Origin of the sequence: Micromonospora sp. WMMD558 (genome assembly GCF_049315255.1) — a bacterium.
Classification (GTDB): domain Bacteria; phylum Actinomycetota; class Actinomycetes; order Mycobacteriales; family Micromonosporaceae; genus Micromonospora.
The window spans coordinates 535134-555655 of record NZ_CP186061.1 but is presented as its reverse complement, the minus strand read 5'-3'; the positions used below and the strand labels follow the sequence as shown (position 1 = coordinate 555655).

Annotated in this window: 21 protein-coding genes; 16 read left to right on the top strand and 5 right to left on the bottom strand. The window is 73.3% G+C overall.

Features of this window, described 5'->3' with window-relative positions; translation table 11 throughout:
- Positions 1-26 precede the first annotated feature (26 nt).
- The 6 genes from ACN26Y_RS02640 to ACN26Y_RS02615 all read left to right on the top strand — a co-directional run bounded on the left by ACN26Y_RS02640 (position 27) and on the right by ACN26Y_RS02615 (position 5503).
- Positions 27-584: a winged helix-turn-helix domain-containing protein gene (locus ACN26Y_RS02640; RefSeq protein ID WP_155333894.1), complete on the top strand. Its 558-nt coding sequence runs from the start codon at positions 27-29 to the stop codon at positions 582-584.
- Positions 577-1449 (top strand): SRPBCC domain-containing protein, encoded by an 873-nt coding sequence (locus ACN26Y_RS02635; protein WP_155333893.1) that lies wholly within the window; start codon positions 577-579, stop codon positions 1447-1449. The genes ACN26Y_RS02640 and ACN26Y_RS02635 overlap by 8 nt, the downstream gene beginning before the upstream one ends.
- A 295-nt stretch (positions 1450-1744) precedes the next feature.
- Entirely contained in the window at positions 1745-2602 is an 858-nt protein-coding gene (locus tag ACN26Y_RS02630; protein ID WP_155333892.1) for a CHRD domain-containing protein, read from the top strand.
- 137 nt (positions 2603-2739) lie between these two features.
- Entirely contained in the window at positions 2740-3018 is a 279-nt protein-coding gene (locus tag ACN26Y_RS02625) for a zinc-ribbon domain-containing protein (protein ID WP_230688857.1), read from the top strand.
- A 226-nt stretch (positions 3019-3244) separates the two neighbouring features.
- Complete coding sequence (locus ACN26Y_RS02620) at positions 3245-4639, top strand: MFS transporter (RefSeq protein ID WP_422734196.1); 1395 nt, start codon at positions 3245-3247, stop codon at positions 4637-4639.
- A gap of 105 nt (positions 4640-4744) precedes the next feature.
- A complete protein-coding gene (locus tag ACN26Y_RS02615) occupies positions 4745-5503 on the top strand; it encodes a MerR family transcriptional regulator (RefSeq protein ID WP_155333890.1) in 759 nt (252 codons plus the stop codon).
- 42 nt (positions 5504-5545) lie between these two features.
- Here the strand turns inward: ACN26Y_RS02615 and ACN26Y_RS02610 are convergent, their stop codons facing one another.
- Complete coding sequence (locus ACN26Y_RS02610) at positions 5546-7879, bottom strand: VPS10 domain-containing protein (RefSeq protein ID WP_422734195.1); 2334 nt, start codon at positions 7877-7879, stop codon at positions 5546-5548.
- Positions 7880-7999: 120 nt separating this feature from the next.
- Between ACN26Y_RS02610 and ACN26Y_RS02605 the strand changes: the two genes are divergently transcribed.
- Positions 8000-8284, top strand: coding sequence for a putative quinol monooxygenase (locus tag ACN26Y_RS02605; protein WP_422734194.1), 285 nt, complete (start codon positions 8000-8002; stop codon positions 8282-8284).
- A gap of 124 nt (positions 8285-8408) precedes the next feature.
- Here the strand turns inward: ACN26Y_RS02605 and ACN26Y_RS02600 are convergent, their stop codons facing one another.
- Positions 8409-9956, bottom strand: coding sequence for a gluconokinase (locus ACN26Y_RS02600; RefSeq protein WP_155333887.1), 1548 nt, complete (start codon positions 9954-9956; stop codon positions 8409-8411).
- 312 nt (positions 9957-10268) lie between these two features.
- Here ACN26Y_RS02600 and ACN26Y_RS02595 point away from each other — a divergent pair, with 312 nt between their 5' ends.
- From ACN26Y_RS02595 to ACN26Y_RS02585, 3 genes are read left to right on the top strand one after another with little or no spacing between them, the layout of a single operon-like run.
- A complete protein-coding gene (locus tag ACN26Y_RS02595) occupies positions 10269-11417 on the top strand; it encodes a hypothetical protein (RefSeq protein WP_155333886.1) in 1149 nt (382 codons plus the stop codon).
- 16 nt (positions 11418-11433) lie between these two features.
- Positions 11434-11697: a membrane protein insertion efficiency factor YidD gene (gene yidD / locus ACN26Y_RS02590; protein ID WP_422734193.1), complete on the top strand. Its 264-nt coding sequence runs from the start codon at positions 11434-11436 to the stop codon at positions 11695-11697.
- Between the two features lie 45 nt (positions 11698-11742).
- Entirely contained in the window at positions 11743-12696 is a 954-nt protein-coding gene (locus tag ACN26Y_RS02585) for a hypothetical protein (RefSeq protein WP_155333885.1), read from the top strand.
- A gap of 71 nt (positions 12697-12767) precedes the next feature.
- Here ACN26Y_RS02585 and ACN26Y_RS02580 read toward each other — a convergent pair whose 3' ends face one another.
- Together ACN26Y_RS02580 and ACN26Y_RS02575 are read right to left on the bottom strand one after the other, a co-directional pair.
- Positions 12768-13136 carry a VOC family protein gene (locus ACN26Y_RS02580; RefSeq protein ID WP_155333884.1) on the bottom strand — a complete coding sequence of 123 codons (369 nt, stop codon included), beginning with the start codon at positions 13134-13136 and terminating at the stop codon, positions 12768-12770.
- Between the two features lie 40 nt (positions 13137-13176).
- Positions 13177-14703 carry a GGDEF domain-containing protein gene (locus ACN26Y_RS02575; RefSeq protein ID WP_155333883.1) on the bottom strand — a complete coding sequence of 509 codons (1527 nt, stop codon included), beginning with the start codon at positions 14701-14703 and terminating at the stop codon, positions 13177-13179.
- 201 nt (positions 14704-14904) lie between these two features.
- On the opposite strand from ACN26Y_RS02575, the gene ACN26Y_RS02570 reads away from it, so the two are divergent.
- From ACN26Y_RS02570 to ACN26Y_RS02550, 5 genes are all read left to right on the top strand, one after another.
- Positions 14905-15402, top strand: a complete 498-nt coding sequence (locus ACN26Y_RS02570) for a hypothetical protein (protein WP_422734192.1) — start codon at positions 14905-14907, stop codon at positions 15400-15402.
- Positions 15403-15433: 31 nt separating this feature from the next.
- Positions 15434-15850: a YunG family protein gene (locus tag ACN26Y_RS02565; RefSeq protein WP_422734191.1), complete on the top strand. Its 417-nt coding sequence runs from the start codon at positions 15434-15436 to the stop codon at positions 15848-15850.
- A gap of 72 nt (positions 15851-15922) precedes the next feature.
- A complete protein-coding gene (locus tag ACN26Y_RS02560) occupies positions 15923-16336 on the top strand; it encodes a GntR family transcriptional regulator (RefSeq protein WP_422734190.1) in 414 nt (137 codons plus the stop codon).
- 11 nt (positions 16337-16347) lie between these two features.
- A complete protein-coding gene (locus tag ACN26Y_RS02555) occupies positions 16348-17238 on the top strand; it encodes an ABC transporter ATP-binding protein (RefSeq protein WP_422734189.1) in 891 nt (296 codons plus the stop codon).
- On the top strand, positions 17235-18227 hold the full coding sequence (locus ACN26Y_RS02550; protein WP_155333880.1) for an ABC transporter permease: 993 nt from the start codon (positions 17235-17237) through the stop codon (positions 18225-18227). Before ACN26Y_RS02555 ends, ACN26Y_RS02550 begins: the two co-directional genes overlap by 4 nt.
- A gap of 78 nt (positions 18228-18305) precedes the next feature.
- Here the strand turns inward: ACN26Y_RS02550 and ACN26Y_RS02545 are convergent, their stop codons facing one another.
- Positions 18306-18983 carry a hypothetical protein gene (locus ACN26Y_RS02545; protein ID WP_422734188.1) on the bottom strand — a complete coding sequence of 226 codons (678 nt, stop codon included), beginning with the start codon at positions 18981-18983 and terminating at the stop codon, positions 18306-18308.
- Positions 18984-19166: 183 nt separating this feature from the next.
- Here ACN26Y_RS02545 and ACN26Y_RS02540 point away from each other — a divergent pair, with 183 nt between their 5' ends.
- The gene (locus ACN26Y_RS02540; RefSeq protein ID WP_422734187.1) at positions 19167-20444 is read left to right on the top strand and encodes an RNA polymerase sigma factor; all 1278 of its coding nucleotides are present in this window, start codon (positions 19167-19169) and stop codon (positions 20442-20444) included.
- Positions 20445-20522 lie beyond the last annotated feature (78 nt).

The window sequence follows — 20522 nt, the reverse complement described above, 5'->3', positions numbered from 1 at the left end:
TTTTGTACGTACAAACTGATTTTGCCATGAGAGATGTCCTGTACCTGGAGCAGCTTGAGCAGGCCGAGGTCCTGCTCAAGCCGCAGCGCGTCGAGATCCTGCGGCAGCTGGCCGAGCCGCGCACCTGCACCGAGGTGGCCGCGCGGCTCGACCAGACGCCGCAGCGCGTCTACTACCACGTCAAGCAACTCGTGGCCGCCGGCCTGGTGACGCAGGTCAGCGAGCGCAAGGTGCGGGGTATCAGCGAGGGCATCTACCAGGCCGCCGCCCGGTCGTACTGGCTGTCGCCCCGGCTCGTCGGGCACATCGGCCTGCGCCGGGCCCGCGACGAGCTGAGCCTCGGCTACCTGCTCGACCTCATGGAGGAGGTCCAGGCCGACATCGCGGCGCTGGACCGCGCCGCCCCCGAGCTCCCCTCGGTCGGGGTCTCCGGCGAGATCCGCGTGCCCGCGGAGCAACGCCAGCAGTTCCTGCACGACCTGCAGGCGACCCTGCAGGACCTGTTCACGCGCTACGGCGGCGCCGAGGGTGACGCCTTCAAGCTCGCCGTGGCCGTCTATCCGAAGGGAACAGACCGTGAGTGAACCGATGAAGCTGACCGTCCTCCTCGCCGCTCCGGTCGAGGTCGTCCGCCGCGCCCTCACCGACCCGGCCGAGCTGCGTGTCTGGCTCACCGAGCACGCCCGTGTCGAGCTGCCGACGACGTACGAGTTCTGGGGTCGGCACACGCCCGAGGGCGACGCCCCGCACCAGCGGCTGCTGCACGTCGACGACGACACACTGCGCTTCGCCTGGCTGCTGGACGGGGTGGAGACCACCACCGAGATCTCGCTGCGTCCGGAGGGTCCGGCCGCCACCGTGCTGACCCTCGCGCAGAGCCACGTCACCTTCGCCGAGGCCATCAGCGGCGGCACCATCCGGGGGGTGCTCCAGACCTGGTGGAGCCTGGCGCTGGCCAATCTCGACGCGCACCTGGCCGGGCAGCCGCTGCTGCCGAAGGTCGACTTCACCTCCGCCGAGATGCGCGGCGAGCTGCTCATCGCCGCCCCGATGGCGAAGGTCTGGGAGTCGCTGACCGACTCGGAGCAGGCCAGCGCCTGGTTCGGGTACCCGATCGGCATCGAGCCCTGGGTCGGCGGCCGGTACGCGATGGGCGGCTTCGAGGCCGGCCACGCCGCCACGGTGGTCGACGTGGAGCCGGGGCGGCGGATGTCCGTCGACTGGGGTCCCATCGGCGTCACCACGTGGGAGCTGGCCGAGTCCGCGGGGAAGACGAAGCTGACCTTTGTGCAGAGTGGCTTCGACGAGCAGAACCCGCCGTACTCGGGCTGGGCCGGGTCGGTCTCGGGGCTCGCCGAGCTGCGCCGCTACCACGAGATGGCCGAGTGGCGGCCGATCTGGCTCTCCGCCGAGGTGCCGGGCATGGAGCCCGCGCCAGCGGCCGGCTGAGCATCCCCGGCAGGAAGAAAGGAGCCCGACCGCGCCGGTCGGGCTCCTTTCGTGGTAAATGTCCCCCAATAGCGGTACGTCCGGGAGATACCCGAAGGCCAAATCAGTAAGCTCTTCATCTCTTGCGCGGCGAATGTGTAACTATTTCGCTATAGGCGCCTGGTCAGGATGAGTGGCGTAGATCCTCACACTCTGCCCCTGACTGAACGGTGCCTCCGCCTGTGTCCTCAAACGAATGGATGACCTATCCGTCGATGAGTCTGGCCAGGCAAGACCTAGGTGAGGAGCAGCAGTGATGATGGGACGTACCCGACTGTGGGCAGTGGCGCTGGCGGCCGGCGCGGCGGTGGCGGCCACCGCTGCGGGCGGCGTGGCCATGGGCGGCGGCAAGGACGACGCCGGCGACCGCCGCGACTGGAGTGACTCCCGGGACCGGGATGACGCCAAGGGCGAGCGGTTCGACGTGCGGGCGAAGCTCGACGGCTACCAGGAGGACCCGCTCACGATCTCGACACCGGGCAACGGCCGGTTCGATGCGCACGTCGACGAGCGGAAGAAGGAGATCGAGTTCCGGCTCAGCTACGAGGACCTCGAGGGGAAGGTGAACGCGGCGCACATCCACTTCGGTGGGCGGCACCAGAGCGGGGGGATCATCGCCTTCCTCTGCGGCACCCCGTCGAAGGACGGGAAGGGCGGCGCGCCGAAGGGCACCAAGGAGTGCCCGGCGTCTCCCGCCAAGGTCGAGGGAACGATCAAGCCCGCCGACGTCATCGGCCCGCAGGAGCAGGGCATCAAGCCCGGCGAGTTCGACGAGCTGGTCGACGCGATCAAGGCCGGCGTCACGTACGTCAACGTGCACACCGACAAGTACCCGAACGGTGAGATCCGGGGCCAGATCAAGAAGGAAGACCGCAAGAAGGACGACCGCAAGAAGGACGACGAGAAGCCGGACTGGAGCAGCAAGGACGACGAGAAGCCGGACTGGGACTGGAGCAAGGACGACGAGAAGCCGGACTGGGACTGGAGCAGCAAGGACGACGAGAAGTCCGACTGGAGCGGCAAGGACGACGAGAAGTCGGACCGCGACGGTGAGCACGGCAAGGACGAGCACTCGGACGAGAAGGACTGGGGCTCGGAGCACCGCGAAGGCTGAGAGCTTCCCGTCGTGCCGGCTGATGCCGTGCGGCATCGCCGACCTGCGTGCGGACCGGACCCGAAGGGGCAGCCCCTGGTGGGATGCCCCTTCGGGGTGGGCCGGCACCCGCACGCACGACGCGGGGAAGATCGTGCGTGGGCCGAGGTGATTACGGCGGTTCCGGTGGGTACTGGCGGGCGATGTTCTTCATCTTCGGCCTGCGTACCAAGGTCAGCCAGTCCGGCGTGGTGCGGCAGGTGTGCCGCCACTGCGGCAACCACGCCGCCCAGGTGATCACCCGCCGGTCGACGAAGTTCACCCTGTTCTTCATCCCGCTCGTCCCGGTCCGCACGCGGTACGTGCAGCAGTGCACCTTCTGCGGTGCCCAGTACGAGATCTCCCGGTCCGACGCGCAGCGGCTCGCGGTCGGCTGAGCGCGTGGTGCGCTTCCTCTGCTGGCTGATCGGACGGGAACCGGTCGCACCCGCCCCGCCCCCCGCGCACACCGCCTCCCGCCCGCCCTGCACTGCCGGGCGGCGGCACGGTCGCCGGAAGCGCCGGCCGTTGGCCGGGACCGTCCTGCCCCGCTCGCCCTGGAACCGCTCCGCCGGCCGCTGACCCCGACCTCTAGTCTGAACCGTTCCGAGGAACGGGGGAACGTTGCGCAACCACCGGGCCGTCGTGCTGGTCGCCGTCCTGCTGTCCACCTTCTCGCTGCCGGTTTCGCTGACCGGGGCCTCGGTCGCGCTGCCCGACATCGGGCGGGACCTCGACGCCGGTCTCGCCTCCGTTCAGTGGGTGGTCAACGGCTACAACGCGACCTTCGCGAGCTTCATGCTCGCCACCGGCGCGCTCGCCGACCTCGTCGGCCGGCGGCGCGTCTTCGCCGGCGGGGTGGCGCTGTTCGCGGTGTCCGGCCTGCTCGCCGCGGTCGCCGGCGACATCCTGCTGCTGGACGTCGCCCGCGCGGTCGCGGGCGTCGGGGCCGCAGCGGCCGCCACCAGCGCCTCCGCGCTCCTCGCGGGCGCCTTCCAGGGGCCGGCCCGAGCCCGCGCGTTCAGCGTCTTCGGTACGACGATCGGCGCCGGCCTGGCCTTCGGCCCGTCGGTCGCCGGGCTGCTGATCGACACGCTGGGGTGGCGGGCGGTGTTCGCCGCGCCGGCCCTGGCGGGCGCGGCGGTGCTGCTGCTCACCCCGTGGCTGCCGGAGTCGCGCCAGCCGCACGCCGGCCGGATCGACTGGCCGGGCACCGGGTCGTTCACCGCCGCCCTGCTGTTGCTGATCTTCGGCTTCGTGCAGGGTCCCGAGTACGGCTGGGACGACGTGCGGATCGTCGGCGCCTTCGGGGTGGCGCTGGCGCTGCTCGTGGTGTTCGCCCGCGTGGAGCGGTCCCGTCCCGATCCGATGTTCGACCTGGCCCTGCTGGCGAACCCCCGGTTCGTCGGCATCTGCCTGGCGGCGGCCACCATCGTCGCCGTCATGGTGCCGCTGCTGGTCTACCTGCCGTCGTACTTCACGACCGTGGTCGGGCTGACGCCCGCCGCGGCGGGCGCGACGCTGATCCTGCTCACCGCGCCGACCCTGGTGCTTCCGCTGCTCGCCGGGGCGCTGATCCGGCGGGTGCCGGCTCCGGCGGTGATCGTCGCGTCGGTGGCGGTGGTCGCGGTGGGTGCGGCCTGGGCGACCGTGCTGGGCCCGACCAGCGACGCGGCCGTGCTGGCCGGTCCGCTGCTGACCATGGGCGCCGGGATCGGGCTGTCCATCGGCCTGCTGGACGCGCTGGCGATCGGCAGTGTCGGCCCGCACCGGGCGGCCACCGGGGCCGGCATGATCAACACCGCCCGGCTGGCCAGTGAGACGATCGCCATCGCGGTCGTCGGCGCGGTGCTCGCGAGCACCACGGCGGGCCGGCTCGCCGACCCCGGCTTCACCGGCGGCCTGCGGGCCGTGCTGTGGACGATGGCCGCCCTGGCGGCGCTCGCCGCGGTGGCCGTCGCGGCGCTGCTCCGCTCGGGCGCCCGGAGTCGCGAGCCGGTCGCGCAGCCGAGCCGTTAACAGGGGACCCTTCTTCTACCGGAGGCGTTAAAAAGGGGCCCTTCCTTCCCCTTGACCCTCACGTTGCGGGAGGCGGGAGCCTGGATCGCGGAAGGGAGGGAGACCATGGCGTACACGGTGGGGCAGGTGGCGAAGGCGGCCGGCGTGACGGTCCGGACGCTGCACCACTACGACGAGATCGGCCTGCTGTCGCCGAGCGGTCGCAGCAGCACCGGCTACCGGCGCTACGACGATGCGGACCTGGAGCGGTTGCAGCTCATCCGCTACTACCGGGAGCTCGGTTTCCCGCTGGAGGAGATCGCCGCGATCCTCGACGACCCGGCGAGCGACCCGGCCGAGCACCTGCGCCGGCAGCACGAGCTGCTGAGCGCGCGGATCGGCAAGCTGCAGGACATGGTCGCGGCGATCGAGATCGCGATGGAGGCACGGAAGATGAACATCCCGCTGACGCCGGAGGAGCGGTTCGAGGTCTTCGGCGACTTCGACCCGGACGCGCACGCCGAGGAGGCGGAACGCCGCTGGGGCGGCACCGAGGCGTACCGGGAGTCGGCCCGGCGCACCGCCGGCTACTCGAAGGAAGACTGGCTGCGCAACAAGGCCGAGAACGAGGACTGGGGGCGCCGGTTCGCCGAGGTGATGGCCGCCGGCGCGCCGGCGGACAGCCCGGCGGCGACGGACCTGGCCGAGGAGCACCGGCAGCTCATCAGCCGGTGGTTCTACGACTGCTCGTACGAGATCCACACCGGTCTGGCCGACATGTACGTCGGTGACCCACGGTTCACCGAGTACTTCGAGAAGATCCGCCCGGGGATGGCCGCGTACCTGGCGGAGGCCATCCACGCCAACGCGATCAGCCGGGCGTGACGCCGACCGTGGCCCCGGGGAAGCCCGGGGCCACGGTCCCGGTCAGTCGCCGATCGTCGCGTGCAGGATGCCGCGGCCGAACGTCGCTGCGAACAGCGTCTTCGACCCGGCGTGGAAGTGCACGTCCATGACGGGCACGGCGGGGAACGTCGCGCCGACCTTGAGCCAGGTACGGCCCAGGTTCGGGGTGAAGAAGACACCCATGTCGGTGCCGACGTACAGCCACTGGCGGTGCTTCGGGTGCCGGATCACGTCGTTCACCGGCGCCTGCGGCAGGTTGCCGGAGATGTCCCGCCAGGTCGCCCCGCCGTCGGTGGTCATCAGCACGTGCGGCTGGGTCTCGCTCTCCCAGCGGAAGCCGGAGTACGTGACCCAGGCCGTCCGCGCGTCCGCCGGGTCCACGGTCACCCGGGTGACCCACCGGTCGGGCAGGTCGGGGTCGGTCAGCCGGGTCCAGGTGCCACCGCCGTCCCGGGTGACCCACAGGTAGCCGTCGTCGGTGCCGACGTACACCACGTCCTCGTCGGTCCGGGCGATGCCGATCGCGGTGATGGTCGCGTACGACGTGGCGTTGCGCGGCGTCGGCCCGCCGGTCAGGTCGGGGCTGACCGCCCGCCAGGTGCGTCCCCGGTCGTCGGAGCGGTTGAGCACGTTGGAGCCGAAGTAGACGGTGTCCGGCGTGCCGGGGGCGATCTCCAACGGCGACACCCAGTTGAACCGGGTGCCGGCGAACCGGGCCCGGATCGAGGTCATCGTGTCGCCGCCGTTGTCGGAGCGGGCGCAGCCGCCGTTCTGCGAGCAGGCGTACACGTTGTCGAGGTCGACCGGGTTGATCCGGTTCATCATCCCGTCGCCACCCCGGTACAGGTTCCAGTCGGTCCCGCCCCAGGACCGCAGCGAGCCGTTGTCCTGGGTGCCGCCGGAGGCCCGGCGCACGTCCTGCGCGCTCACGTCCATGGCGTAGAACTGCATGTACGGCTGGACGGACGCGGCGTTCCACGGGCCGACCACGTCGCCACCCTGGTCCGACCAGTAGAGGCCGCCGTCGTTGCCCACGTACACCCGGCCCGGCGTGTGCGGGTCCCATGCCATCGCGTGCTGGTCGACGTGGATGCCCCGGCCGGTCACCCAGGTCAGGCCGCCGTCGCGCGACTCCATCATCGGTACCCCGGCGGAGAAGACGTGGTTCGCGTCGGCGGGGTCGACCCAGAGCCGGCCGAACCACCAGGCGAACCCGCCGTCGGCGGCGTCGAGCGCCGGCTCGCCGGTCATCGGCTGGGTCCAGGTGGCGCCCGCGTCGTCGGAGACGAAGAAGCCGGTCAGGTTGCCGATCCGGTCGTTGGTGATCGCGTACGCGCGGTTCGGGTCGCCAGGTGCGAACGCGACGCCGATGCGGCCGGGGTCGCTGGTCGAGGCGGGCAGGGGTGCGCCGAGCCGGGTCCAGGTGGCGCCGCCGTCGGCGGAGCGGTACAGGCCGGATCCGGGGCCGCCGTACTCGCGCCCGTCGGGGTAGCGCAGCTTGTCCCACATGGCCGCGAGCAGGATGTCCGGGTCGGTCGGGTTGATCGCGACGTCGATCGCGCCGGTGGAGTCGTTGAGGCCGTCGAGCAGCTGCTTCCACGTCTCCCCGCCGTCGGTGGTGAGGTAGACGCCGCGGTCGCCGCCGGTGTCGAACAGCCGGCCCTGCGCGGCGACGACGATCCGGCGCGGGTCGGTGGGGTCGATGCGGATCCGCCCGATCGCGCCGGTGTCGGTCAGCCCGAGGCTCTCCCAGGTCGCGCCGCCGTCGGTGGAGCGGTAGACGCCGGTGCCGTAGTACGACCCGCCGCCGCCGTGGTCCGGCTCGCCGGTGCCCGCGTACAGGGTGCCGTCGGGCGCGATCGCGAGCGCGCCCATGGACTGCGGCAGGTCGTCGGCCCAGGCGCTGGTCAGCGTGGCGCCGCCGTCGACGCTCTTCCACACCCCGCCGGTGCCGGCGGCGACGTAGACCGTGCCGGGCGTGGTCGGGTGGACCACCACGTCGATGAGTCGCCCGCCGATGTTGGTCGGGCCGAGCAGGTTCCACGTGACGTCGGACAGGTTCGGCGCGCCGCGCCGCGTGGCGTTCTCCAGCGTCCGCGACTGGGCCAGCGCCTCCTGGTAGGCGGTGGCCGGGATCGAGCCGTCCGGGTTGGCCCGCTGCGCCCACATCCATTCGGCGGGCGCGGCCGGATTCTCCTCCTCCTGAAGGGCGACCGGGCGCGGTGGATCACCGGCCAGGTGCACCAGGGTCGTCGCGACCGTGAGCGCGGCCGCCACCACCCCCGCGCCGATCAACCGGAACCGTGTCCGCCTCGACAGCACCGACCGCATGGGTTCACCGGCCTTCCGCAGCATCGTCGCCGCTCGATGTGGCGGTCAGCGTACGCGGGTATCGACGTCTGTGGAAGGTGGCTTCGACTGTCGTAGGACTGTGAGACTGTCGCGTCAGGATCGCACACATCGGAGGTTCGACAGGTGTTCATCGTCGCCGGAAGCCTGTACGTCGACCCGGAGGACCGGGACGACTACCTCGCCGGTTGCGTCGAGGTGGTGGAAGCCGCCCGCAAGGCGCCCGGGTGCGTCGACTTCACCATCAGCGGGGACCTGGTCGAGCCGGGCCGGGTCAACGTCTACGAGCGGTGGGAGTCCGAGGAGGAGCTGCTGGCGTTCCGGGGCTCCGGCCCGACGGAGGAGCAGCAGGTGGCGATCCGCGGCGCGGAGGTCCACCGGTACCTGATCTCCGGCGTCGAGGCCCCCTGACGGGTCGCTCGCTGACCGCCTCCGGCGCGGGCGCGGTCAGGTAGTCGTGGACCGTCCGGGCCATCCGGGCGTACCACCTCGTCGCCGGTGGCGATCGGGCCGCCGGTCAGGAACGCGGGCGGGGTCACTTCGGCGGCGCCGCCGGCGGAGGCTCCGGCGGCAGGCTGGGCGCGAGCCGGCGCAGCGTGAAGAAGGCCGGCACCAGCGCCTCGTACAGCTCCGAGAAGAGCGGCAGCAGCGTCGCGTACGTGGCGGCGGCGGCCGGGTCGGGCCGGACGGCCTCGTCGATGTCGACCAGTTCGGCCGCGACGTCGATGGACGCGACCAGGCCCAACGCCTCCATGCCCAGCAGCGCGGCCCCGAAGCCGGACCCCCCGCGGCCCGCGGGGAAGCGCACCGGCATGCCGAGCACGTCGGCGAGCATCTGCCGCCACAGCGGACTGCGGGCGAAGCCGCCGCTGGCCCGGACCTCGTGGACCTCGTTGCCGGCCGCCCGGATCGCGCCGAGCACCAGCGCGAGCTGCTGGCAGACCCCCTCCAGGGCGGCCCGGACCAGGTGCCGGCGGCGGTGCCCGTGGGTCAGCCCCACGTACGCGCCGCGCGGCAACGCCGACCAGTTCGGGGCCCGCTCGCTCAGCAGGTACGGCAGCATGAGCAGCCCGCCGGAGCCGACCGGCGCCCGGGCGGCCTCGGCGAGCAGTTTCTCCTCGGCGTCGGGGCCCAGCTCGGGAGCGAGCGCTTCGCCGGCCCAGTCGAGCACGATGCCGCCGTTGTTGATGGCGCCGCCGACCGCCCAGCGCTGCTCGGTCAACGCGTAGCAGAACACCCCGCCCAGCGGGTCGACGCCGGGCCGTTCGACCATCACCCGCATCGCGCCGCTCGCGCCGATCGAGCAGGCCGCCATCCCCGGGGCGACCACGCCGAGCCCCAGGTTCGCCAGCGGCCCGTCCCCGGCGCCGACCACCACCGGCGTGTCCCGGGGCAGCCCGGTCGCCGCGGCCACCTCGGCGGTGACGCCCGGCAGGACGTGGGTGGTGGGGACCAGCTCGGGCAGCTGCATCGGCGTGATCCCGGCGATACCGAGGGCCTCGGAATCCCAGGCCAGCTGGTGGATGTCCAGCAGGCCGGTCGCCGAGGCCATCGAGTGGTCGGTGACCAGCGCGTCACAGAGCCGCAGCAGCAGCCAGTCCTTGATGCCCACCCAGTACGCCATCCGGCCGAAGAGTTCCGGCTCCATCTCGGCGTACCAGAGCAGCTTCGGCAGTGGCGCCATCGGGTGGATCGGGGTGCCGGTGCGCTGGTGCAGGGCCAGCCCGGACGGCACCGCCCGCAGCCGCTCGGCCTGTCGGGCGGACCGCGAGTCGGCCCAGGTGATCGAGGGCGTGATCGGGGCGCCGGTGGCGTCGAGCCCGATCAGGCTGTGCATCGCGCTGCAGAGGGAGAGGGCGGTGACCGGTCGGTCGAGTCCGGCCACCGCGCCCCGGACCGCCTCGATCACCGCCGCGTGGATGCGGTGCGGATCCTGCTCGGCGTATCCGGGGTGGGGCTCGTCGAGCGGGTACCCGGCGGAGTGGTGGGCGACCAGCCGGCCACGGGTGTCGTACGCGGCGGCCTTCGTGCTGGTGGTGCCGACGTCGACGCCGATCACGACGCCCAGGGCCCTGTCGGTCACCGGCCCCACCCCCTCGCCGTGCGCGGCCCCCGGCCGCCGCTGACGTTACCGAGCCGAAGGCGGGCGGGACGGCGAATCCGGTTGCGCGCGCGGTTCGGCGTGCGGTCGCGCCGCGTGTCGTGCGGGCCCGCCGCCGGACCTCGGGTCGCGCGACACGCCCGCACGGCATGAATCGACGCAGCGAAACCGCCCTATCGTCCGGGTTGCTCCACCGATCGGGCAATTTGCACCCGGCAACCCGTCCCCGAGCGGGCCCCACCACGGTTAACAGATGTGACACCCCGGTTGGTGGCCCAGGGCCTAGGAGTCGGCGTGGCAATGACTGATTCGACCGGTTCGACGTGGCGGTACCGGTGGGCATACCGGCAGAACGAACGGCGGCAGCGGGTCTTCCGCGACGCCGACGAGGCGTGGCGGCGGCGCGACGAGGAACTGCGCCGGCTGCGTACCCTCGCCGAGGAGTTCGAGGGCTCGACCGACGCGGGTTCCGGCCTCCCCCTGGAGCTCACCCCCGGCGAGGTGGTCTTCTGGGCCTGGCCCGCCGCCCAACTGGTCGAGGTCCGGCACACCGCGGTGCTGCCCGCGCCCGACCTCACCGTCACGCCGCGGCCGACGTCGCTGCGCAACCGCCGGCCCGACGGCATCCGGGTCGCCGACGCCGGCATGGCGGTGATCACCAACCGCCGGCTGGTACTGCTCGGCGGGCGCGGCCGGCGCGACTGGACGTACGGGAAGATGACCGGCCTGGCCCACGACGCGACCGCGCCGGTCACGCTGATCCAGGTGCTCGACCGGCGCCGCGCCTCCGGGCTGCTGCTCCCGGTCGACGTGGCGGCCGACTTCCGGTTCACGCTGACGCTGGCGTTCGCCGACGCGATCGAGCAGCGCGGCGCGGTCATCGCCCAGCTCGACGAGGCGATCGCCGAGCACGAGCAGCTCAAGCCGTTTCGGCCGGCCATCGCCACGCCCGCCCAGGCGCGGCTGAGCGGATTCGTGCCCGGCGGCCGGCGGACCGTGGCCATCGCCGCCGGCATCGCGCTGCTGGTGCCGGTGGCGCTGCTGGAGACCGACCCGTCGGATCCGGGCCGCTCCGAGGTCGCGGTCGCCGCCACGCCGGCACCCACCATGACCACCGCCGCGCCGGTCGAGGCCGCCGTGTCGCCGACGCCGCGCCGCGAGGACCCGTCGCCCGCGCGTTCGTCACCGCCCGCTCCCTCGTCACCGCCGTCGGACGACGAGCTGTGCGGGGCGCCGGCCAACCCGATGGGGTACGGCTTCTGCAGCGGCACCCGCATCCGCCGGCCCGCGGCCGAGGTGTGCGACTGGTTCGACTGCGTGCCCGAGTTCTGGGCCGGACGCGGGTACCTCGTGCAGTGCCGGGACGGGTCGGTCAGCCTCGCCGGCGGCAGCCCTCGGGCGTGCCGCGCGTACGGCGGCGTCCGCCGTACCTTCCGGCGCTGATCCGCCGGGAGGTGGCGTGCCCGCGACCGCTCCCATACACGGCGCTGCCGGCCGGCCACTGTCGCTGGTGGACCGGGCGGGGCGGGCGGCGATCCTCGGGTACCGGCGCTGGCCGTCGCACCGCTGGCCCGGGCAGTGCCGCTACACCCCGACGTGCAGCGCGTACGGGCTGGCCGCGGTCGAGCGGCACGGCCTCGCCGTGGGCGGGCGGATGGCGGCCGACCGGCTGCGGCGCTGCCGACCCGACGTCCCGTGCGGCACCCACGACCCGGTCCGCTGACCGGCCGGGGCGTGTCCGGGCGGGATGTGAAACGTTGTACTGTGCGTGACGGCGACCTCACCCCCTGCTGCGCCGCGACCGCCGTGGCGGGTCCGGTGGGCTGAGCGGGAGAACGACCGGCGGCGGCGGGCCCACGCCGGTGACGCCGAGGCGTGGCGTCGCCGCGCCGACGAGCTGACCCGGCTGCGGGTCGAGGCGACCTGCTTCCTCGGGTGCAGCCTGCCGCCGGACGCGCCCGTCGTGCACCTGGGCCGCGGCGAGGTCGTCTACCGCGTACTCCCGAAGGTGGAACTGGTCGAGGTCACGGCCCGCAACCTCGCCGGCCTGCCCGCACCCGGCCTGGCCGTCGACCCGGCCGGCACCGACGCGCCGGGCCGCCCCCTGCCGCCGGGCCTCCGGGTGGTCGACGCCGGCACCGCCGTGGTCACCGACCGCCGGGTGGTGTTCCTCGGGCGGCACCGCCAGCGGATCTGGTGGTACGCGGACCTGGCCGGCCCGGCGCACCACCCGCGCGCCCCGCTGACCCTGCTGCACACGAAGGACGGGACCCCGCTGGCGGGGCTGCTCGCGCCGCCGCCGGCCGCGCTGAACCTGCGCTTCTACCTCACTCTCGCCTTCGCCGACGGCCTCGGCAACCGCGACGCCGTCGCCGCCTGCCTCGACGACCTGGTCGCCGCCCACCTGCGCGCCCGACCGGTCGCGCCGCCGCTCGCCGCACCCGCCGAGGCACCGGTGACCGCCCGCCTGCACGACCGCCGGCTCGCCGCCGCCGCGGCGGCGCTGGCCGCGTCGGCGGTCGTCGCCGTCACGTTCGCCGTCGGCCGGACGCTCACCCCGACCGTCCCGGCCGGGACACCGAGCCCGGTCGTGGTCAGCGACGTGACCGGCCCGGTCGACGGCTCGCCGACGCCGACGTCGTCGCCCGGGCCGGTCGAGCGTCCGCCGACGCCGACCACGCTCACGCCTCAGCCGGGCCGGCGGTCGCCGTCGACGCGCTAGTCGGTGTCCAGGAACGTCCGCCGCGACACCGGCGGCGTTCCTGGCCGCCGCACCGGCGGGGGAGACCCGCCCTACTCCGGCTTGTGGCAGACCGCTTCGACGTTGTTGCCGTCCGGGTCGCGCACGAACGCGCCGAAGTAGGTCGCGTGGTACTCCGGCCAGAGCTTCGGGGCGTGCAGCACCTCGGCGCCGGCCGCCACGGCCGCGTCGTGGAACGCCTGCACCGCCGCGCGGTCCGCCGCGGTGAACGCGATGTGCGCCTCGACGCCCTGCGCCTCGCCGTCCAGCGGGCTGAGCCAGAAGTCGGGGGCGCTGCTGCCATACCCGACCGCTCCCGGGAACTCCATCATGCGGCGGGCCCCGAGCGGGGCCAGGACGGCGTCGTAGAAGGCGAGGCTGGCGGGCAGGTCACGCACCTGGATCCCGAGATGGTCGAGCATGACGGCTCCTCGTCGGCGATGGGACTTTGACGGGCGCACGCTACGACCGGGGTGTGACACGCTCCGACGTGGCGAGGCAGATCTGCAGGCCGGGGCCGGCGCGCCGGTCCTGCTTCGCGGTGTACATCGCGGCGTCCGCGCGCCGGATCAGCCGCTCGCCGTCCTCGGGCCGGTCGTTCCACGCCACGCCGATGCTCGCGCCCAGGCGCACCGGCCCACCGGCGACGATGAACGGCGGGCGGAAGACCCGCTCGATCCGCCGGCACAACTCCGTCGCGTCGTCCCGCTGCGCGTCCAGGCCGAGGATGACGAACTCGTCGCCGCCGAACCGGCTCACCGTGTCGCCGGGGCGGACGCAGCCGCGCAGCCGCCCGGCCATGTCCACCAGCACCTGGTCGCCCGTGGCGTGGCCGTACCGGTCGTTGACGGTCTTGAACCCGTCCAGGTCGCAGAAGAGCACCACCACCCGGCGACCCGCCGCCAGGGCGGCGTCCAGGCGTCGGAGGAACTCCGCCCGGTTCGGCAGGTTGGTGACCGGGTCGACGCTCGCCTGGTAGCGCAGGACGCGTACCCGCTCCGACCACACGTTCCAGATCCGCAGCATGACCAGCGGTGTCACGGCGGCGGTGTTGACCGCGAGCAGCGCCGTGTCGACGTCCCGGCCGAGCAGTTCGCTGGCGCTGCCCACGGCGGGCATGGCGCACAGCGCGAGCCCGAGGAAGATCAACCGCTCCTTGCTCAGCTCGTCGGTCGGCGCCGGCCCGGGCTGGAGCAGGCGGACGACCGACCGGGCGAGGGCCGTCAACCCGACCGCCGTGTAGCCCGCCAGGTACGCCATGTCCGTGTACGCCGGCCGGTCGCTCGACCCGGGGACGACGACCAGCGCGACGCTGACCACCCCGACGAGGGAGAACCCCATCGCCGTGAGCAGGAACCACAGCGCCGGGATGAACTCCCGGGCGGTCAGCAGCAGCCGGACCAGGCACCCGAAGATGCCGGTCAGCATGAAGACCATCACGCAGGTCGAGATCTGCGTCATGGCCGGGGCGTCGACGTCCCGCAGGTGCGGCAGGAGCAGGAAGTTCCACAGCACCCCACCGGCCACCATGGACACGATCGTGGCGTCGATCAGCCCGCCCACGTCGTCGCGCCCGCGCCGTACGACGATCGTGATCGCCCCGGCGAACATGAACACCTGCGCCAGCGCCGCGAAGATCCCCACGACCGTGCCGTCACCGCTCGGGAGGCGCATCGCGAAGACGTACCAGTACCAGGCCACGTTGCTGGCGTTGAAGCTGACCAGGGCGGCGAGCAGGAACCAGAAGGGCTTCCGGTGCCCGGCGGGCGTCCGGTTCAGCCCGATCATCACCGCGGGCACCGTCGCGAAGGACAGCAGCAGGAAGTCGACCATCTTCTGCACGTCGGACAGGTACGGGTACCCGACGATGCCGACGCCGCAGAAGATCAGGTAGCCGACGCTCAACCCCAGCCCGCCCGGCTCCTGGTGCAGGCCGCGGTACCGGCCCGCCCGGCGCGCCGCCCAGTTCACCTCGTCGAAGACGTTCACGATCGACACGGTAGGGAGCTGGGCCGCCGTGCGGTAGCTGTGGCGCACATGGTGGACGGTGGCGGTTCGGCCGGCCACTGCCCGGCGGCGCCGGTCCCGGATGCCGGTTCACGCGTGGCGAGGGGACACCGGTCTTAGTACCGTACGCGGGACGAGCGGGTCGTGCCGGACGGTCCCGGGCCCGTGTTTGGTGAGGACGAGGTGACCGGTTCCACCGATGACAGCCGCCCCGGCTGGGACGGGGCAGGGGTTCGTGCCGGCCAGTGCCCGGGCTGCGGCCGGTCCACGGCCGACGACGTGTGCCTGCACTGCGCCGCCGAGGACCACTTCCGCAGCGCCTCGCTGGTCCGGGGCTTCGTCGCCTTCCCCGGCCGCGACCCCGGCCAGCCGGCTTCCGGCCCGCCGGCAGCGTCCGGGCTCGGCGACCGGGTACGCCGACCGCCGGGCAGCGGCGTCGCCGGGCCCTCGTTCGTGCGGACACCGCCCCGGCCCGCGCCCACCCGGTCCGCCGCCGGCACCCGTACCCGCCGGCGGAACGAGGGCGGCGGTCGGGGGCCGCGGAAGATCCTCCTGAGCGTCGCCATCGCGCTCGGCGCGATCCTGCTCGCCGCGCTGGTCGGCATCGTGGGCGCCGTGATGACCGGTCCGGTGAGCGGCCCGGGCGCTGACGCCACCCCGACCGCTGACCGGCCGGGCTGAGCCTGTCGTACCCGCCTGGCAGCATCGCGCCATGGTTCTGACGTCCCTGGCCGAGGTCGAGCGCGCGATCCGGGCGGCGTGGTCGCCGGACACCTGCGACCCGGTGGATCTGCCGGACTGGTCGCCCGCCAACCCGGCGCGCGGGCAGTGCGGCGTGACCGCCCTGGTCCTGCGGGAACTGGTCGGCGGGGAGCTCCTGCTCGGGCCGGTCCTGCGGCGCGACGGGACGCGGCAGGGCGTGCACTACTGGAACCGCCTCGACGGCGGGATCGAGGTCGACCTCACCCGTGAGCAGTTCAGCGCCGACGAGATCGTGCAGGAGCCGGTGGTCGTCGATCCGCCACCGGGTGCCCCGGCGCGGTTGCGCGAGCAGTACCTGCTGCTGCGCGGTCGGGTGCACCACGCGCTCGGCATCGCCGTCCGGCTGACCGTCGGCCGTGGAGCTTGACAACCGACCCGGTCGTGCCCACGCTGTCCTATAGTCCTACTTGCGTAGGACAATAGGGGAGGGTCGCGGCGAGTGATCGAGTTCGTGTTGGACAGCCGGTCGAAGGTGAACACCTACGTGCAGCTCGTGCAGCAGGTCAAGCAGGCCCTGCGGGTGGGCCTGCTGAGCCCGGGCGACCAGTTGCCGAAGGTGCGCGACGTGGCGCAGTCCCTGGCCATCAACCCGAACACGGTCCTCAAGGCGTACCGCGAACTGGAGATCGAGGGCCTGGCGGAGGGGCGCCCCGGGGTGGGCACCTTCGTCACCCGCAGCCTCGCCGGTGCGTCCCTGCCCAACCAGGCCGAACTCCGCGCGGACCTGGTGGCCTGGCTGGACCGGGCGCAGGCCGCCGGGCTGACACCCGAGGACATCACCGCCCTGGTGGAGACGACGCTGCGGGCGTCGCTCCCACTCGAACCACCACAGCAGACCGCGTCGGCACGATGAGAGGACACGCCATGCAGGCAGCGGTGGAGACCGACCAACTCGGCAAACGGTACGGCCGACAATGGGCGCTGCGGGACTGCTCGCTGCACCTGCCGGCCGGCCGCATCGCCGCCCTGGTCGGGCCCAACGGAGCGGGCAAGAGCACCCTGCTCCACCTGGCGGTCGGGCTGTCCCGCCCGGACGCCGGCGCGGTGCGGATCTTCGGCGAGACCCCGTACCGGAACCCCGCGGCCCTCGCCGGGATCGGCTTCGTCGCCCAGGACACCCCGCTCTACCGGGACTTCACCGCCGCCGAACTGATCACGATGGGCGGCAAGCTGAACCGGCGGTGGGACGCCGCGCTCGCCCGCGCCCGCCTGGCCGACCTCGGCATCCCGCCGGACAAGCCGGTCGGCCGGCTCTCCGGCGGGCAGCGCGCCAAGGTCGCGCTCGCCCTGGCCCTGGCCAAGCGGCCCCGGCTGCTGCTGCTCGACGAACCGGTGGCCAGCCTCGACCCGCTCGCCCGGCGGGAGTTCCTCCAGACCCTGATGGGCAGCGTCGCCGACACCGGCACCAGCGTGCTGCTCTCCTCGCACCTGCTGGCCGACGTGGAGCGGGTCTGCGACTACGTGATCGTGCTGAACGCGGCCCAGGTGCGGCTCGCCGGCCCGGTCGACGACCTGGTCGTCGCGCACCGGCGGCTGGTCGGCCCCCGACACGACGGGTCCCCGGTCGCCGGTGTCGCGGAGATCGTCCGGGCCAGCCACACCGACCGGCAGTCCACCCTGCTGGTCCGCATCGACGGGCCGGTCACCGATCCGCGGTGGACGGAGCGCGACGTGACCCTGGAGGACGTCATCCTGGCGCACCTCGCCGACGGCGACACGAAGGCCAGCCACGAGGCGTGGGGGGTGCCGGCATGATCTGGCTGACCTGGCGGCAGCACCGCCGAGAGGCGTTCTTCGCCGTGGCCGCGCTCGCGGTCCTCGGGGCGTTCATGGCCGCCACCGGGCTGGCCATGCGCAACGCCTACGACGACTACGGGCTGCCCGACTGCGTGACCCGCTTCCGGGAGATCGGCGCCGGACCCGGCCTCGGCGAGACCTGCCACCGGGCCTTCAACCAGTTCTACGACCAGTACGACATCCTCAACCTGGTCGGCGTGCTGTTCCTGGCCCTACCGCTGATCGTCGGCCTGTTCTGGGGTGCCCCGCTGGTCGCCCGTGAGGTCGAGCAGGGTACGCACCGCCTCGTCTGGACCCAGGGCGTCAGCCGGCGGCACTGGGCGCTGGTCAAGTTCGGGCTCGTCGGCACCGCCGCGCTGATCGCGTCCGTGGCGTACGGCCTCGGCGTGGTCTGGTGGATGGTCCCGCTCAACCAGGGGTGGGAGCAGGGCCGGTTCGACGCCTTCTTCTTCGACATGCAGGGCGTGGCGCCGATCGGGTACACCCTCTTCGCCGTCGCGCTGGGCGTCTTCGCCGGCACCGTCTGGCCCCGCATGCTCCCCGCGATGGCCGCGACGCTGGTCGGCTTCGTCGGCGTACGCGTCGCCGTGGGCGTGCTGGCGCGGCCCCGCTACCTGCCCGCCGAGGAGCTCACCTTCCCCGTGCGGGGCGCCACCGGCGAACCGGGCCGGATCAACGGGGACTGGCTCCTCGCCAACGGTGTCCGCGATGCCTCCGGCAAGCTGGTCGCGCCCAACGCGCAGGTGTTCTGCCCGCCGGGCGCCACCGGCCCGGACGGCCGGGCCTGCGGCGCCGACCTCGGGCTCGGGCCGGGCGCGTACAACTGGCAGCTCTACCAGCCGGGCAGCCGCTACTGGCTGTTCCAGACCATCGAGACGGGCATCTTCGTCGCCCTCGCGGCGCTGCTGATCGTCCTCGCCGTCCGCCGGATCCGTCGCCTCGCCTAACGACGACGGGGGTGCGGGCCCCGATGCCCGCACCCCCGTCCCAGCCGCTGACTCTGGATGAATCGCGCCGTCAGCGGCTCATGGGGAGGGTTGGCGCGTCCAGTTCGGGGACCCGGCCGGCCTGCCCCTGGCGTCGTCCGAGAGCAGGTGGGACCAGTCGGAGCGACCGGCCCAGCCCGGACCACCGGCCGGAACCGGCTCGGGTGCCGGTTCCGGTGCCCGGCCAGGTTGGCCCAGGCCGAGACCGTCCACGCCCACCGGGCGGTCCTTGTCGGGCACGGCCGGGATGATCTCGTCCGGGGTCAGCGTCGCGGGTGCGTCGGCGGCCGGCTCCGGCCAGCGCCGCCAGCGGCGGATGCTCACGACGCCGACGAGGAGCAGCGAGCCCACCAGCAGTGACGTGCCGTTCCGTACCGGAGCCATCAGATCCACCTGGTAGCCGGCCAGGGTCAGCGTGTGGTCGAACACGGTCGTCACCAGGCCCGGGCTGACCAGCAGGACCAGGTAGCTCGCCGAGTAGATCAACCCGGCCAGCGCCGCGCCCAGCGGGGAGATCCGGAGCGTGGCGATGAGCCCGAGCAGGATCCCGGCGGCCGCCAGTACCAGCAGGGGGCGGAGGAGGTCGCCACCGTCCGGCACGCCGCCGTCGGCCGCCTCCGCGAACGCCCGGGCCGACCGGTCCTGGCCGGCGGCGAACAGGAGCCACGACAGCGGGCCCACGAGAATTGCGGCGATCACGGTTCTGAGGTGTCGCATCCGGGCAAGGTACCGATCTTCCCCAGCTGTGGGCAGGCTCGCTAAGCGAAACTTAAATCGCCGCGAGGCAACCATTCCGGTCCTTTCGCCAGCGGCCGGACGGTCCGCTTCCGAGTGATCGCTGACAGCCGACGCGCCGGGGGATGGTGGCGGCACGGTGGCCCCGACTGCTGTCATGTGCGGATGAGCGAGTCCGAGGTACGGCGCACCGTCGAGGCGGTGTGGCGGTTGGAGGCCGGGCGGGTGGTCGCCGGCATCGCCGCGATCGTCCGCGATGTCGGCCAGGCCGAGGAGTTGGCCCAGGACGCGCTGGTCGCCGCACTCGAATCGTGGCCGCGCGAGGGCGTACCCGCCAATCCCGGCGCGTGGTTGACGACCGTGGGGAAGCGGCGGGCGATCGACGCGGTGCGCCGCCGGCAGACCGGGGAGCGGGTGGTGGCCGCGCTCGGCCGGGACCTCGACGAGCAGGTCACCCCCGACTTCGACGCCGCGCTCGAGGACCGCATCGAGGACGACCTGCTCCGGCTGATCTTCGTGGCCTGCCATCCGGTGCTCTCGCCGATCGCGCGGGCCGCGCTCACCCTGCGGCTCGTCGGCGGCCTCACCACCGGCGAGATCGCCCGCGCCTTCCTCACCACCGAGTCCACCGTCGGCCAGCGGATCACCCGAGCCAAGGCCACCCTCGCCGCCGCTCGCGTTCCCTTCGAGGTCCCCGGACCGGCCGAGCGCGCCGAGCGGCTCGGCTCGGTGCTGGAGGTCGTCTACCTGATCTTCAACGAGGGGTACGCGGCCACCGCCGGCGACGACTGGATGCGCCCCACCCTCGTGCAGGAGGCCCTGCGCCTGGCCCGGCAACTCCAGGGGCTGATGCCCGACGAACCCGAGGTGCACGGCCTCGCCGCGCTGCTGGAGATCCAGGCGTCCCGCGTCCACGCCCGCACCGGCCCCGACGGCGAGCCCATCCTCCTCAACGACCAGGACCGCACCCGCTGGGACCAGTTGCTCATCCGCCGCGGGCTCGCCGCCCTCGACCGGGCCCGCTCGCCCGGCACCGGCACCGTCGGCGGCGCGCCCGACCAGCCCGGCCCGTACACGATCCAGGCCGAGGTCGCGGCGTGTCACGCGCGGGCGCGTACCCCCGGGGAGACGGACTGGGCGCGGATCGCGACCCTCTACGCGGAGCTGGCCCGGCTGGTGCCCTCGCCGGTCGTGGAGCTGAACCGGGCGGTCGCCGTCGCCCAGGCCGACGGGCCCGCCGCCGGCCTGGAGATCGCCCGGGCGCTGGCGGACGAGCCGGCGCTGGCGCAGTACCACCTGCTGCCGAGCGTGCTCGGCGACCTGCTCGCCAAGCTGGGACGGCGGGACGAGGCGCGGCGGGAGTTCGAGCGCGCGGCCTCGCTCGCCGGCAACGCCCGGGAGCGGGCGCTGCTGCTCGACCGGGCCGCCGCGTGCGGCTCGTAAAAAATCTTGGCAGCGGATGTCGGATCCGGCCCGACCCGATCGACGCGTCAGTGACAGCCCGAGATGGTGTCCGAGACC